This is a genomic window from Halomonas salipaludis, from assembly GCF_002286975.1.
GTDB classification, from domain to species: domain Bacteria; phylum Pseudomonadota; class Gammaproteobacteria; order Pseudomonadales; family Halomonadaceae; genus Franzmannia; species Franzmannia salipaludis.
Genome location: NZ_NSKB01000006.1, coordinates 112,312 through 126,092, shown reverse-complemented (window position 1 = coordinate 126,092; position 13,781 = coordinate 112,312). Strand labels below are relative to the sequence as shown.

Here is a 13,781-nt window from a genome sequence, read left to right as displayed (position 1 = left end):
CACGCGGGCCAGCACCTCTGGAGCCATTTTGCCCTTGATCCGAAGTATACCTAGATTGACTCATCTAAATTTTTCGCATATTTTTTTGATGTGAGTATAAATATCTATCAAAAATTGTAGCACAACTGGGAATGGAATCATCCTCACTCAGTTAAGGTTGCTCTGCCTTCTGCAGGGCGATGCGAGGAGCAACCGATGGGACGATCTGGACTCAACAAGAAAGCGCTTCTAGACCGCGCAGGTGCAAACGGGCCGGTCATGATCCTTTGTGCAACGGCACTGATGGCGTTCCAAGACGCCATGGTAAAAATAATGAGCGCTGACCTGCCGCTTTGGCAGCTATTCCTAACCCGGTCAATGATCGCCCTTCCAGCGCTTCTGATACTGTCACGGGAAAAGTCCAGCACGGTACTGAGAGCCGCCCTCGCCCCCTGGGCGCTTCTTCGGTCGTGTCTTATTGTAGCGATGTACGTTGCATTCTATGCAGCGTTACCAATTCTGGATCTGTCCATAGTGGCTGCATGCTACTATATGGGACCTATCATTATCGTTTTGCTCTCAGCAATCTTTCTCCGGGAACCGGTTCGACCAGGACAAATCGTTGCCATCGGCATGGCATTCTGCGGCGTCCTGATCATTGTCCAGCCAACGGGCGAAGCGTTCTCCGCAGCGGCCCTCATACCTCTCGCTTCGGCACTTTGCTACGCGATTGCCGCAGTAGTGACACGAGGCTATACGAGTGCAGCTGGCCCCTGGGCCCTTACCGTTTCGGTTAATATTGCCTTCATAGTAATCGGCGGTACTGGTATCGGGGTCCTGAAAGTTTTCGCCCCGGATCCAGTTTATCCATTTCTAATGCGCATCTGGGTGCCGCTCGGCAATGAGACGTTTGCGAGTCTCGCAGTGCTTGCAGCAATCTCCATCGGCATTCACCTAGCTCTGGCACGAGCGTATCAGGCTGGACCGATGACGGCCGTCGCAAGTCTCGACTATTCATACCTCTTATTTGCCGCACTATGGGCATTTATCCTCTTCGGCACTGTGCCTGAAAGCATGATTGTAGCCGGCACCGGCCTTATCACCGCAGCCGGAATGTGGATCACATTAGGATATCGAAAGCGGCGAGGCTAACCTCCGTTATGAACATGTCTCCCGCTTGCATTGCAATACTGTTTTAGCAGCATCCCCGTCCCATTTTAATTTCTTCAATAGCTATAGAGAAACTGGGGACCCCGGTACGACTCCGATGGCCAAGTGATTAGTCAAGCACATCCGCCTAGAGGTCAAGCAATGGCTCGCTGCATGCAACCCACCAGCGCTTCCACCTGCGGCATGCGCAGCGCCCAGTCGTCACCACCCCCTTCGAGATAGGCGCGCCGCGCCAACGCCAGGGGGTCGCGGTGCGCCGGGGGCAGGCGCTCCAGCGCCCAGGCGGCGGCCACGTCCTTGGAAGCGATCTGCCCCGTTTCCAGGGTCATCCACATCCGCGCCAGGGTCAGTAGCACGTTGCGCTCATCGCCCTCGAGGCCAGCAACCAGGCCAGGCAGCGAGTCGACGATTGCCCGTCGCAGGTCCGCCTCGGGAATCGGCGCGATCAACTCCTCGAGCTCGGGCCCACACAGGGCGAGGCTTTGCTGCCTGGCAGTGGTCAGCACCACCGCCAGGTCGGGGTCGGCTGCCGCCGGCGGAATGCGGCCCTGTTCGAACTCATCTCGCAACCACTCGCCATAGACCAGCTCGCTGCGTGGCGGGTAGCGCCAGGGCACCAGTGCCTGCCGACACAGCAGCGTCACCTCCAGCGGCCTGGTCGTGCCATCGTCTTCAGGGCTGCCGGACACCGCCATCAGTGCCTCGACAATGCGCCTACGCACCAGCGCATCAGGCGGCTGGCCGATGATCGCCAGCACGTCCACATCGCTATTGGGACGCAGCCCGCCAGCCAGTGCCGAGCCGAACAGATAGACGCCGACGACGCTATTGCCCAGCTCGCGCGTCAAGATATCGAAGGCGGCCTCGGCCTCGTCAGGCAGCGGGGTCACGGCATCCTGTCCATCAGCGGCCGCAATGCCACGCTACGCGGCCCGCCGTCGAAGTCGTCGCTGACCAGCACCTCGGCGCGCTGGCGCAGGTAGTGTCCTGCACCCTCTACCTCGGCGATGCGCTGCATCTCGGCCAGGGCCTCGATCAACTGCGGCGTCAGGCGGTCGAGCACCGGGCGCACTTCCTCGCCAAGGTCAGGCGGATCGGCGAATGGCGGGCGCCCCTCCTGAGTCCACTGCAGATGGAGCCGCCGCTGAATCTGCTTGCTGGCCTCGAACTGCTGCTGAAAGAAGTCGCGGGCGAAGCCCTCATCGATGCCTGCCGCAACCGCCTCCTCGGCCACCGACTCGAGGATCTGCGCTTCGCGCTCCGGCGCTTCGATGGCTGCCCCTGAGTTCCACTTCGACTGCGCCACCAGCGGCGCCACCTCGAGGCGTTCATCGACCAGCTGCAGCATGTGGTCGATGGCCGCCTGGTCCTGCTCCGGCGGTGCCGGCGGCTGTGTCTGACACCCGGCGAGCAGCAACAAGACAACGAGGCCGACAAGATGGCAACGCCATGTAGCGCGATAACCAAACGACATGGGAACGACTCCTTTCGTGATTGAACGACACCAGTTTGGCAGCATGGCCGGTGTCCGGCCACCCGCTATCCACTGCCACTACCCACCACTGAACGAGGGCGGTCTCAAGTACCAAGTGCAACGCTATTGAAGGGAGCTTGGACCAGCGACCGATTTCTGGAGCACCTCGGCCCCAAAGGCCATGAACGCCCGAATGCGCGCCACCTGCCGCAGGTCGGGATGGGTCAGCAGCCACAGGTCAGTGGCAAGCTCCTCCCCCACCAGCGAGCCTGTGTCGACAGTCGCCAGGATCACCCTAAGATTCAGCCCCTGTTCATTCATGCAAAGTCACTTCTCATGGAAAGGGAATGTTCGATCACAAATGAACAGCATAGCCTCGAACCTACACACTCCTTCAAAGGTTTCCGCCATGAACGTGCTGATCGTGTTCTGCCATCCCGAACCCCGCTCCTTCAATGGCGCTCTCAAGGAGGTTGCCGTGGAAACCCTGCAGCGCCAGGGTGATAGCGTCGAGGTCTCGGATCTCTACGCCGAAGGCTTCGATCCGGTGGAGGGAGCAGCGCACTACCCCGAGCGCGGCGAACCCGATACCTTCTTTCCGCTCACCGAGCAGCGCCACGCCTTCAAGGGAGGCACCCTGCCCGCCGACGTACAGCGCGAGATCGCGCGGCTCGAGCGTGCGGATCTGATCATCCTGCAGTTTCCCCTTTGGTGGCACGGGCTGCCGGCGATGCTCAAGGGCTGGTTCGACCGGGTGATGGTCTACGGCGGCCTCTACTCCGGCAGCATGCGCTACGACCGCGGCCGCCTGGCGGGCAAGCGGGCGATCTGCTCGGTGACCACCGGCTCGCCGGCGGCGGCCTTTAGCCGCCACGGGCGCGGCGGCGACATGGCAACGCTGCTGTGGCCGATACACTGCTCGCTCTACTACCTGGGCCTGGAGGTGCTGGCACCGCAGGTCGTCTATGGCGTGCAGGGCGGCGGGCTCAGCTACCAGGCCGAGGGCGAATTCCGCGAGCACCTCGAGAGCGCCAAGGCGAGCTGGGCCCAGCGGCTGCCCAGCCTCGCGGATGCTGCGACGATTCCCTTCAGCGGCTGGCAGGACTGGGACGAGCACGGCGTGCTGAAGGCACAGCATCCGCTGAGCTGGAGGCCTTAGAGACCCTAAGCACGCTGCGGCCAGCCGCCCGCCAGCGCGCGATAGAGCCCCACCAGCGCCGTGGCCGAACGCGTGTGACTGCGCGCCAGGCTATCCTCGGCTTCCAGCAGCGAGCGCTCGGCGTCGATGACCTCCAGGAAGTCGATCACGCCCACCTCGAAGCGTACGCGGGCCTGGCGCGCCGCCTCGGCGCTGGCCTCGGCGGCATCCACCAGGTGTTCGCGCTCACGCAGCGCCTGGGCATAACGGGCAAGCGCCGTCTCCGCCTCTTCCAGCGCTTGCAACACGGTCTGCTCGTAGCGCGCCAGGTTGACCTCGGCGTCGGCATCGGCGGCGGCCATGCGCGCCCGCACCCGGCCGCTGTCGAGAAACGACCAGTCGACCCCCAGCGCCAGCAGCCGGGTCTCGCTGTCGCGGCCGAACAGATCGCCGGTGCTGGCGGCCTGGGTGCCGAGCAGGCCGCTGAGGGTGAAGCGCGGGTAGAGATCGGCGGTAGCCACGCCGATGCTGGCGGTGGCGGCGTGCAGGCGCCGTTCCGCCGCAGCGATGTCCGGGCGGCGGCGCAACAGCTCGCCGGGCAGGCCGATCGCCACCTTCTCGTGCAGCGCCGGCAGCGCTGCCGGCGCCTCCAACCGCGCAATCAGCGCGCCCGGCTCGCGACCGGTCAGCACCGCCAGGCGATGGATGATGGCGGCGATCTCGCCTTCCAGTGCCGGAATGCGCGACAGCGTGCTCTCCAGTTGCGCCCGGGCGCGGACGCTATCGAAGTCGGTACCGCGCCCCGCCTCGAGGCGCGCATCGACCAGCGCCAGCGACTCGCGCTGGTTATCGGCGTTGGCCCGGGCCACGCGCAGCTGCTCCTGCAGCCCGCGCAGGCGCACGTACTGGTCGACCAGTTCACCGACCACCACCACCTGCATGGCGCGCACATCGGCGGCCGAGGCCTCGGCTTCCGCCTGCTGCGCCTCCACGCTGCGCCGCACGCGGCCGAAGAAGTCGAGCTCCCACAGCGCGGCGACGCCGGCGTCATAGCGCTCGACATCACGCTGCGAGCGAGTCGCCTGGGGCATCTGGTCGGCGCTGGCGCGCTGATGGGCGGCACCGCCTTGAGCGGTAACGCTGGGCGCCAGGTCGCGACGCGACTGGCGCAGTAGGGCCAAGCTGCGGTCGTGGCGCGCCAGGGCAATACGCAGGTCGTGGTTGGCGTCGAAGGCTTCCTCGACCAGCTCGCTCAGCAGCGCATAGTCGAAGCTGCGCCAGAAGTCGTGCTCGACGGCCTCGGGTGTCACCAGCCCAGCCTCGGCACGCACCAGGGCAGCGGGCTCGGGCAGCGCCGGTGCACGGTAGTCCGGCCCCACCGCGCAGGCGGCCAGCGCCAGGGTCAGTGGCAACAGCATCAGGTGTCGCATGGCTCTCATGGGTTTGGCCAGATCAGGCATGATAGGCGCCCTCCACAGGCTGCGCGTCGCGTGGGTCGGGTTGGCCACGCGTGACCAGCTTGCGCAGCGCAACGTAGAACACCGGGGTCAGGAACAGGCCGAACAGGGTGACGCCGAGCATGCCGGCGAACACCGCGGTGCCCAGCGCCTGGCGCACCTCGGCGCCGGCTCCACCGGCCAGCATCAGCGGCACCACCGCCGCGGTGAAGGTGATCGAGGTCATGATGATCGGCCGCAGGCGCAGGCGGCAGGCCTCAAGCGCCGCCTCGACGATGCCGCGGCCCTGCATCTCCAGCTCGCGGGCGAACTCGACGATCAGGATGGCGTTCTTGCATGCCAATCCGATCAGCACCACCAGGCCGACCTGGACGAAGATATTGTTGTCACCGCCGGTGAACTTCACGCCGATCAGCGCCGAGAGCATGCACATCGGCACGATCAGGATCACCGCCAACGGCAGGGTCCAACTCTCGTAGAGCGCCGCCAGCGCCAGGAACACCAGCAGGATCGCCAGCGGGAAGACCACCAGGGCGGCACCGCCCTGGTTGACCTGCTGGTAGCTCAAGTCGCTCCACTCGAAGGTCATGCCGGCGGGCAGCACCGCCGGCGCCAGGCCCTCAACCAATGCCAGCGCCTGGCTCGACGACAGCACCCGAGGATCGGATTCGCCCATCAGGTCGGCGGCCGGGTAGCCGTTGTAGCGGATCACTGGATCCGGCCCAAAGGTCTCGCTGATACGGATCATGCTGCCGATCGGCACCATCTCACCGTAGTCGTTGCGGGTGCGCAGACGGTCAATATTCTCGGCATCCATACGATAGTCGCCGTCGGCCTGGGCGATCACCTGCCAGGTGCGGCCGAAGCGGTTGAAGTCGTTGACATAGGCCGAGCCCAGATAGACCTGCAGGGTCTCGAACAGGTCGCTCAGCGGCACCCCCTGCGACTTGGCCTTGACCCGGTCCACGTGCAGGTCGAGCTGCGGCACGTTGGCCTGGTAGGAGGTGATCGGATAGCCCATCCCCGGGGTCTGCGCCAACGCCCCGCTGAGACCGTCGACAGCATTCTGCAACTCGCCATAGCCGAGGTTGGCGCGATCCTGCACGAACAGCGAGAACCCCGAACCGGAGCCGAGTCCCAGGATCGCCGGCGGCATGAAGGCGAAACTGAAGGCCTCCTGCAGGGCGGCGAACTTGCCGTTGAGCTCGGCGGTGATCTCCTCGGCACTGCGCTGACGGTCGCCGAACGCTTCCAGGCCGAAGAACACCGTGCCGGAGTTGGGCGTGTTGGTGAACTGCAGCGGATTGAGGCCGGGGAACGCCACTGCCGCCTCGACCCCCTCGGTCTCCAGGGCGATCTCGGTCATGCGCCGGACCACCTCCTCGGTGCGATCCAGCGAGGCCCCCTCGGGCAGCTTGGTACCGCCGATCAGGTACATCTTGTCCTGGGTGGGGATGAACCCGCCCGGCACCGCCTGGAACATCAGCCCGGTGGCCGCCAGCAGCAGCACATAGATGCCGAACACTACGCCACGCCGGCGCAGGCTGCGCCCCACCCCGCGCTGGTAGCGCTCGGAGCTGGCGCCGAACAAGCGGTTGAAGGGGCGGAACAGCCAGCCGAAAAGCAAGTCGATCAGCCGCGACAGGCGGTCCTTGGGCGCATCGTGGGGCTTGAGCAGCAGCGCGGCCAGTGCCGGCGACAGCGACAGCGAGTTGATCGCCGAGATCACCGTGGAGATGGCGATGGTCACCGCAAACTGGCGATAGAACTGGCCGGTGACGCCCTCCAGGAAAGCCATCGGCACGAACACCGCGCACAGCACCACCGAGATCGCGATGATCGGCCCGCTCACTTCACGCATCGCCTGGTGGGCCGCCGCCAGCGGCGCCAGTCCCTCCTCGATATTGCGCTCGACGTTCTCCACCACCACGATGGCGTCGTCGACCACGATACCGATCGCCAGTACCAGCCCGAACAGCGTCAGGGTATTGATCGAGAACCCCAGCAGGTAGAGCACCGCAAAGGTACCCACGATCGACACTGGCACCGCCAGCAGCGGGATGATCGAGGCCCGCCAGGTCTGCAGGAACAGCGTCACCACCAGCACCACCAGCAGCACCGCCTCGAGCAGCGTCTTGATCACCGACTTGATGGAGTCGCGCACGAACACCGTCGGATCGTAGACGATCTCGTGCTCCACGCCCTCGGGGAAACGCTCGGCCAGCTCGGCCATCTTCTCGCGCACCGCGTCGGACAGATCAATGGCGTTAGAGCCCGGCGCCTGAAAGATGCCGATCGCCACCGCCTGCTGATTGTCGAGCAGTGAGCGCAGCGAGTATTCGGCAGCGCCAAGCTCCAAGCGCGCCACGTCGGAAAGGTAGGTAACCTGGCCGTCACTGCCGGCGCGGACAACGATATCGCCGAACTCCTCCTCGCTGACCAACCGCCCCTGGGCATTGATCGAGATCAGGAAGTCCGAGGCCTCCGGCGTCGGCGGCGCGCCGAGCTGGCCCGCCGAGACCTGCACGTTCTGCTCGCGGATCGCAGCCAGGATATCGCCGGCGGTCAGCCCCCTGGCGGCGGCGCGGTCGGGATCGATCCACACCCGCATGGCGTAGTCGCCAGCACCAAACAGCATCGCCTGGCCGACGCCGGGCAGGCGCGCCAGCTCGTCGCGCACGTGCAGCGCCGCGTAGTTGCGCAGGTAGGTGCTGTCGTAGCGCCCGTCCGGAGAAATCAGCTGCGGCACCATGGTCAGGTCGGGCGACTGTTTCTCGGTGGTCACGCCCTGGCGGCGCACCGCTTCAGGCAGCCGCGCCAGCGACTGACTAACCCGGTTCTGCACCTGCACCTGGGCCGCGTCCGGGTCGGTACCGGGGCGGAAGGTCAGGGTCATCGCCAGTACTCCGTCGGAGCCGGCCACCGACTTCATGTACATCAGGTCCTCGACCCCGGTGATCGCCTCTTCCAGCGGCGTGGCCACCGTCTCGGCGATCTCCTTGGGGTTGGCGCCGGGATACACCGCCCGCACCTGCACCGTGGGCGGCACCACGTCGGGGTATTCGCTGATCGGTAGTAGCGGGATGCTGATCGCCCCGGCGATGAAGATCAGAATCGACAGCACCGCGGCAAAGATCGGCCGGTCGACGAAGAATTTCGCAAAATCCATGGCAAGGCTCCCGCCTCGGGGCAGACGCCGAGCGTCAGCCCTGGGGGCATCGTTCAGGGGTTATGGTTGGCACTGAAGTGGTAACGCTCAGCGCGTGGCGGCGAGCTCCGTGCCGCCGGCGGTTGGCCCACGCATGTCGACGCTTTCGGCTGCCACTTCCATGCCCGGGAAGAAGATCCGCTGGGTACCGCGCACCACCACCCGGTCGCCGGACTCGAGACCGGACGCGACGACCCTCAGCCCCTCGGCCATGCGGCCCAGCTGCACGTCTCGGCGCTGCGCAATACCCTCGTCGTCGACCACATAGACATACTTGCGGTCCTGGTCGGTGAGCACCGCCTTGTCGTCGATGAGGATGGCCTGCTGCGAGCCGCTGCCGAGCAGCTGTACCCGAGCAAACATGCCCGGCGCGAAGCGCCCCTCGCTGTTGTCGAGCACGGCCCGCATCAGGATGGTGCCCGCGGCGGCGTCCAGCCGGTTGTCGACGAAGTCCACCTCGCCCTGATACGGATAGCTCTCATCGCTGGCCAGCCCCACGCGGACCGGCGTGCGCTCGTCGCGGGAGCTCGCGCGCTCGCCGCTGCGGGCCATGGCGTCGTAGTTCAGATAGGCCCGCTCGTCGCTATAGAAGTACACGTGGACCTGATCCAGCGAGACGATGCTGGTCAGCGGCGTGGCCTCGGAGACCAGATTGCCGACGGTTACCAGGGCCCGGCCGGTGCGCCCGGAAATCGGCGCGCGGACCTCGGTAAACGCCATGTTCAGGCTCGCCGTGTCGAGCGCCGCCCGCGCCGCAAGGACCTCGGCATTGGACTGGGCCGCCGCCGCCCGACGCTGGTCCAGCTCCTCGCGGGAGATGGCCCGGGTCTGCGCCAGGGTCTCCGCCCTGGCGGCCTCGCTGCGGGCAAGCTCGGCGCGGGCACGCGCCCGCTCCAGGTCGGCCTCTGCCAGCGCCAGCGCGGCCTGGTAGGGACGCTGGTCGATCACGAACAGCACCTCCCCCGCCTCGACACTCTGGCCCTCGGTGTAGTGAATGCTGTCGATATATCCGGTCACCCGCGGACGTAGCTCCACCGTCTCCACCGCCTCGATGCGGCCGGTGAATTCGTCCCAGAAGCGCACGCTCTCGACCACCACATCGGCCACGCTGACCTGGGGCGGAGGCGGCGCCTGCTGCGCATTGTCGGCCTGGCTGTCACAGCCGGCCAGGAGTACGAGTCCCACCGCCATGGCGGTAACCATAAGGCGTCTGGCGAGACCCGAGGAAAGGAACATCTCGTGGACGTTCATAAGTGACCTCTATCGACTCGGAAAAGCGAAATGCACCGACAACGCTCGTCGGACCTGGCAGTTGAGTTGCCGTGGACGCTAACCAGTCGATTGATGTGACGGGGAATCGACGCGCGGCAACCTATCGCAATGCGACACCATAAAGCCCTATTGACAACTTGATTAGTCGGGCTACCAGGGAAATACTGTCCCGTTGACGGGACAGTCAGCGAGCAGGCATTCCTCGAGCACCACACAGGACAACGACAATGTTGCAGGATCTCAACGACGCCTTGATCTTCGCCAAGGTGGTGGAACAAGGCAGTTTTATCGCTGCGGCCAAGCAGCTGCATCTTTCCAAGACAACGGTGAGCCGCAAGATCCAGGGGCTCGAGCAGCGTCTGGGCGCCCGCCTGCTGAATCGCACCACACGCAACCTGAGCCTCACCGAGGCCGGTGCGGTCTACTTCGACTACTGCAATCGCATCGCCCAGGATCTTGGCGAAGCCGAGAGCGCCGTCCAGCGCCTGGAGGACAGCCCACGTGGCTGGCTACGAGTCACCGCCCCCTTCACCATGTGTACCGAGTTCACCTCGGATCTGGTGCGGGAATTTCGCGTGCGCCATCCCGCCGTCAGGATCGAGCTAGTACTCTCCAATGATCGCCTCGACTTGGTCTCCAACCAGATCGACGTGGCACTGCGGGTCGGCCCACTGCCGGACTCGACCCTTGTCGCCCGTCCCTTGGCGCGCTTCCGCTCGTTCGTGTACGCCAGCGACCACTATATCGCCATGCATGGCGAGCCCAGTGAGCCGGCGGACCTGGCCCACCACCCGGCACTGGCCAAGTCCACCGACCAACGCGGCCAGCGCTGCCTGTGGCAGTTACGCAATGGAACGCGTCAGGTGGAAGTAGAGATCGACCCGATTGCCATCGCCAACGACCCCTTCGTGCTGCGCGGGCTGCTGGTCGAGGGGCAAGGCGTGATGCTGGCCAGCGAGATCGTCGCCTGCCTGGGGCCGGAAGAGCAGCGGCTGCGCCGCGTGCTCGAGGGGTGGGAGGGCCCCGAGGTAGAGCTCAATGCGGTCTTTCCCGGCGGGCGTCTCATCTCTCCCAAGGTGCGCACCTTCGTCGACTTCGTCGTCGAACGCATGCAGATCGAGAACATGCCAACTTCCGAGCTATGGCATCCCCCGGCGTATCCCGAGACCGAAGCGCCGGCACCGGCCACGGCAGAGACCGCCTGATCCGACAGGAACCCTCGCGGCCCCGAACGAGTCAGACAGGGGGCTGATTCGATACGGAGATCCCATGCTCGAGCACCACAACGACCCCACCCTGCCCAGCCCGCACTTCCCCGGTAGCCATATCGTGCTGGACGACCGCTACGCCTTCGTCTCCGGCCTGACCGCCGCGGATATCCACGGCACCGAGGGCGATATCGGCAATATCAAGGAAGAAACCCACCGCATCATGCGCGAGCTCGAGCGCATGCTGGATATGGTCAACGTGCATATGAGAGACGTGGTGAGGGTTGATCTCCACCTCGCCGACCTCGACGAGATCAGCGAGATGGACAGCATCTACGCGGAGTTCTTCGAGGGGCCGAACTATCCGGCGCGCACCTGCACCGAGTCACCCAAGCTGTTCGGCGGCTGCCGGATCGAAATCACGCTGATGGCGCGCCGACCGAAGTAACGGCAGGTTCGCCGTTGACGTCGACGCCCAGAAAGCCCCCCGACTGACGCCGCCACAGGGCAGCATAGAGCCCGTTCATGTCGAGCAGCTCCTGGTGGGTGCCGGTCTCGACGATGCGCCCCTCATCGATCACCACCAGCCGGTCGAGCATGGCGATGGTCGAGAGGCGATGGGCGATGGCGATCACCGTCTTGCCCTGCATCAGGGTGTAGAGCTGCTCCTGAATCGCCGCCTCGACCTCGGAATCCAACGCCGAGGTCGCCTCGTCGAGCACCAGGATCGGCGCATTCTTGAGCAGTACCCGAGCAATCGCAATGCGCTGGCGCTGCCCGCCCGAGAGCTTGACCCCGCGCTCGCCGACGTGGGCATCCAATCCGCGCCGGCCCTGCACGTCGACCAGGTCATCGATGAAGCTGTCGGCATGGGCGCGGCGCACTGCCTCCAGCACCTGGGCCTCGCTGGCATGCGGGCTGCCGTAGCGAATGTTGTCGCGCAGAGAGCGATGCAGCAGCGAGGTGTCCTGGGTCACCATGCCGATCTGCTGGCGCAGCGATGACTGGGTGACCGCGCCAATATCCTGGTCGTCGATCAGGATGCGGCCCCCCTCCAGGTCGTAGAAGCGCAGCAGCAGGTTGGCCAGGGTCGACTTGCCGGCGCCGGAGCGGCCAATCACCCCGACCTTCTCCCCCGGCGCAATGGTCAGGCTCATGCCGTCGAAGACCCGCTGGGCCTCGCCGTCCGGCCGCGCATAGCCGAAGCGCAGCGCATCGAAGCGAATCTCGCCCTGCGACACCTCGAGCGGCCGGGCGCCCGGCGCATCCTTGACCTCGGGTTCACGGGCGATGGTATTGATGCCGTCCTGCACCGTGCCGATATTCTCGAACAGCCCCGCCACCTCCCACAGGATCCAGTTGGACATGAAGCGGATGCGCATCACCAGCGCGATGGCCACCGCAATCACCCCCAGCGAAACCGCCTCCAGGTACCAGGCGCCGATGGCGATGGTCGCGACCCCGGCCAGCAGCAGCGAGTTGAGTAGCGTCAGGCTCACCGTCAGCTTGGTGGCCAGGCGCATCTGACGGTGCACCGTGGCCATGAAGCCCTCCATGGCATCGCGGGCGTAGTGCTGCTCGCGCTGGGTATCGGCAAACAGCTTGATGGTCTGGATATTGCTGTAGCTGTCGACGATGCGCCCGGTCATCCGTGCGCGGGCGTCGGCCTGCTCCATGGAGACCTGGCGCAGGCGCGGCACGAACACCCTCATGATCGCGATATAGCCGACCAGCCAGGCCACCAGCGGCAGCATCAGCCACGGCTCGGCGTTGCCCATCAGCAGCATGGCGCCGATGAAGTAGACGATCACATAGACCAGCAGGTCCATCAGCTTCATCACCGTCTCGCGAATCGCCAGCGCCGTCTGCATCACCTTCTGCGAGACCCGACCGGCGAACTCGTCCTGATAGAAGGCCATGCTCTGGCCGAGCATATGGCGGTGCGCCAGCCAGCGGCCGATCATCGGGTAGTTGCCGAAGATGCTCTGGTGGGTGATCAGCGACTGCAGCAGGGTCAGCAGCGGCAGGCCGACCACCACCAACGCCGCCATGCCGGCCAGGCGCCAGCCATATTCAGCGAAGAAGCCCTCGCGCTCTGCGGCTGCCAACCAGTCGACCAGGTCGCCCATGTAGCTGAAGAACAGCACCTCGACCGCCGACACCAGCGCGGTGAGCAGCGACATCACGATCAGCAGCGGCAGCACCGGCCGCGAGAAGTGCAGTATGAAGGCACCCAGCCCGCGGGGCGGCGTCTCGGGCACACCAGGCGGATAGGGGTTCACCAGATTTTCGAAGAATCGGAACATGTCATCACCTTGTGTTGAGGCGACCAGCAGGGTAAAACCTCAAGTAAACTACAGGTCAAGGAAAATCGCATGTCCCGTAGCATCCCACGTGAACTCAGTGTCGGCGAGGTCGCGGCGCGCAGCGGCGTGGCCGTCTCCGCCATTCACTTCTACGAAGCCAAGGGGCTGATCGCCAGCCGCCGCAACGCCGGCAATCAGCGCCGCTTCACCCGCGACGTGCTGCGCCGGGTGGCGATCATCAAGGTCGCCCAGCGCACCGGCATCTCACTTGCCGAGGTGGGTGAGGCCTTCGCCACCCTGCCCGACCACCGTGCCCCCAGCGCCGCCGACTGGCAGCGCCTCTCGGCCAACTGGCGGGAAACTCTCGATGAACGCATTCGCTGTCTGACCCAGCTGCGCGACCAGCTCGACCACTGCATCGGCTGCGGCTGCCTGTCGATGGACGACTGCCCGCTGCGCAACCCTCGCGACACCCTTGCCGAGCAGGGCTGCGGGGCGCGCCTGCTGGAACCGGGCTGAAACCTCACAGCAGGCTGTCGAATCGACAAGGCCAGGTTCGACACACGGGG

At 65.4% G+C, this 13,781-nt stretch carries 12 protein-coding genes; 5 read left to right on the top strand and 7 right to left on the bottom strand.

What is annotated here, in order from left to right:
* Positions 1 to 195 precede the first annotated feature (195 nt).
* A complete protein-coding gene (locus CK498_RS16175) occupies positions 196 to 1,131 on the top strand; it encodes a DMT family transporter (RefSeq protein WP_095621892.1) in 936 nt (311 codons plus the stop codon).
* A 152-nt stretch (positions 1,132 to 1,283) separates the two neighbouring features.
* Here CK498_RS16175 and CK498_RS16170 read toward each other — a convergent pair whose 3' ends face one another.
* The 3 genes from CK498_RS16170 to CK498_RS16160 all read right to left on the bottom strand — a co-directional run bounded on the left by CK498_RS16170 (position 1,284) and on the right by CK498_RS16160 (position 2,944).
* Positions 1,284 to 2,039 carry an aminoglycoside adenylyltransferase family protein gene (locus CK498_RS16170; protein WP_095621891.1) on the bottom strand — a complete coding sequence of 252 codons (756 nt, stop codon included), beginning with the start codon at positions 2,037 to 2,039 and terminating at the stop codon, positions 1,284 to 1,286.
* A complete protein-coding gene (gene aroQ / locus CK498_RS16165; RefSeq protein WP_095621890.1) occupies positions 2,036 to 2,623 on the bottom strand; it encodes a gamma subclass chorismate mutase AroQ in 588 nt (195 codons plus the stop codon). Before aroQ ends, CK498_RS16170 begins: the two co-directional genes overlap by 4 nt.
* 123 nt (positions 2,624 to 2,746) lie before the next feature.
* Positions 2,747 to 2,944: a hypothetical protein gene (locus tag CK498_RS16160; protein WP_095621889.1), complete on the bottom strand. Its 198-nt coding sequence runs from the start codon at positions 2,942 to 2,944 to the stop codon at positions 2,747 to 2,749.
* An 88-nt stretch (positions 2,945 to 3,032) separates the two neighbouring features.
* Between CK498_RS16160 and CK498_RS16155 the strand changes: the two genes are divergently transcribed.
* Positions 3,033 to 3,782, top strand: a complete 750-nt coding sequence (locus CK498_RS16155) for an NAD(P)H-dependent oxidoreductase (RefSeq protein ID WP_095621888.1) — start codon at positions 3,033 to 3,035, stop codon at positions 3,780 to 3,782.
* 5 nt (positions 3,783 to 3,787) lie between these two features.
* On the opposite strand, the gene CK498_RS16150 is transcribed toward CK498_RS16155, so the two are convergent.
* From CK498_RS16150 to CK498_RS16140, 3 genes are all read right to left on the bottom strand, one after another.
* Positions 3,788 to 5,191 carry an efflux transporter outer membrane subunit gene (locus CK498_RS16150; RefSeq protein ID WP_217987795.1) on the bottom strand — a complete coding sequence of 468 codons (1,404 nt, stop codon included), beginning with the start codon at positions 5,189 to 5,191 and terminating at the stop codon, positions 3,788 to 3,790.
* A gap of 22 nt (positions 5,192 to 5,213) precedes the next feature.
* The gene (locus CK498_RS16145) at positions 5,214 to 8,387 is read right to left on the bottom strand and encodes an efflux RND transporter permease subunit (RefSeq protein ID WP_095621887.1); all 3,174 of its coding nucleotides are present in this window, start codon (positions 8,385 to 8,387) and stop codon (positions 5,214 to 5,216) included.
* An 87-nt stretch (positions 8,388 to 8,474) separates the two neighbouring features.
* Entirely contained in the window at positions 8,475 to 9,617 is a 1,143-nt protein-coding gene (locus tag CK498_RS16140) for an efflux RND transporter periplasmic adaptor subunit (RefSeq protein WP_324615546.1), read from the bottom strand.
* Positions 9,618 to 9,925: 308 nt separating this feature from the next.
* Between CK498_RS16140 and CK498_RS16135 the strand changes: the two genes are divergently transcribed.
* Both CK498_RS16135 and CK498_RS16130 read left to right on the top strand, forming a co-directional pair.
* Entirely contained in the window at positions 9,926 to 10,903 is a 978-nt protein-coding gene (locus tag CK498_RS16135) for a LysR family transcriptional regulator (protein ID WP_095621885.1), read from the top strand.
* Positions 10,904 to 10,967: 64 nt separating this feature from the next.
* Positions 10,968 to 11,354 (top strand): RidA family protein, encoded by a 387-nt coding sequence (locus CK498_RS16130; RefSeq protein ID WP_095621884.1) that lies wholly within the window; start codon positions 10,968 to 10,970, stop codon positions 11,352 to 11,354.
* On the opposite strand, the gene CK498_RS16125 is transcribed toward CK498_RS16130, so the two are convergent.
* Positions 11,326 to 13,212 carry an ABC transporter ATP-binding protein gene (locus tag CK498_RS16125; RefSeq protein ID WP_095621883.1) on the bottom strand — a complete coding sequence of 629 codons (1,887 nt, stop codon included), beginning with the start codon at positions 13,210 to 13,212 and terminating at the stop codon, positions 11,326 to 11,328. The two genes, CK498_RS16130 and CK498_RS16125, sit on opposite strands and share 29 nt — an antisense overlap.
* A gap of 69 nt (positions 13,213 to 13,281) precedes the next feature.
* On the opposite strand from CK498_RS16125, the gene soxR reads away from it, so the two are divergent.
* Positions 13,282 to 13,731 (top strand): redox-sensitive transcriptional activator SoxR, encoded by a 450-nt coding sequence (gene soxR / locus CK498_RS16120; RefSeq protein WP_095621882.1) that lies wholly within the window; start codon positions 13,282 to 13,284, stop codon positions 13,729 to 13,731.
* Positions 13,732 to 13,781: the final 50 nt, after the last annotated feature.

Excerpts from the sequence above, each read along its gene's own strand:
- soxR (WP_095621882.1), top strand. The coding sequence starts at position 13,282 with ATGTCCCGTAGCATCCCACGTGAACTCAGTGTCGGCGAGGTCGCGGCG.
- CK498_RS16130 (WP_095621884.1), top strand. The coding sequence starts at position 10,968 with ATGCTCGAGCACCACAACGACCCCACCCTGCCCAGCCCGCACTTCCCC.
- CK498_RS16125 (WP_095621883.1), bottom strand. The coding sequence starts at position 13,212 with ATGTTCCGATTCTTCGAAAATCTGGTGAACCCCTATCCGCCTGGTGTG.
- CK498_RS16145 (WP_095621887.1), bottom strand. The coding sequence starts at position 8,387 with ATGGATTTTGCGAAATTCTTCGTCGACCGGCCGATCTTTGCCGCGGTG.
- CK498_RS16135 (WP_095621885.1), top strand. The coding sequence starts at position 9,926 with ATGTTGCAGGATCTCAACGACGCCTTGATCTTCGCCAAGGTGGTGGAA.
- CK498_RS16150 (WP_217987795.1), bottom strand. The coding sequence starts at position 5,191 with ATGCGACACCTGATGCTGTTGCCACTGACCCTGGCGCTGGCCGCCTGC.
- aroQ (WP_095621890.1), bottom strand. The coding sequence starts at position 2,623 with ATGTCGTTTGGTTATCGCGCTACATGGCGTTGCCATCTTGTCGGCCTC.
- CK498_RS16160 (WP_095621889.1), bottom strand. The coding sequence starts at position 2,944 with ATGAATGAACAGGGGCTGAATCTTAGGGTGATCCTGGCGACTGTCGAC.
- CK498_RS16175 (WP_095621892.1), top strand. The coding sequence starts at position 196 with ATGGGACGATCTGGACTCAACAAGAAAGCGCTTCTAGACCGCGCAGGT.
- CK498_RS16155 (WP_095621888.1), top strand. The coding sequence starts at position 3,033 with ATGAACGTGCTGATCGTGTTCTGCCATCCCGAACCCCGCTCCTTCAAT.
- CK498_RS16140 (WP_324615546.1), bottom strand. The coding sequence starts at position 9,617 with ATGGCGGTGGGACTCGTACTCCTGGCCGGCTGTGACAGCCAGGCCGAC.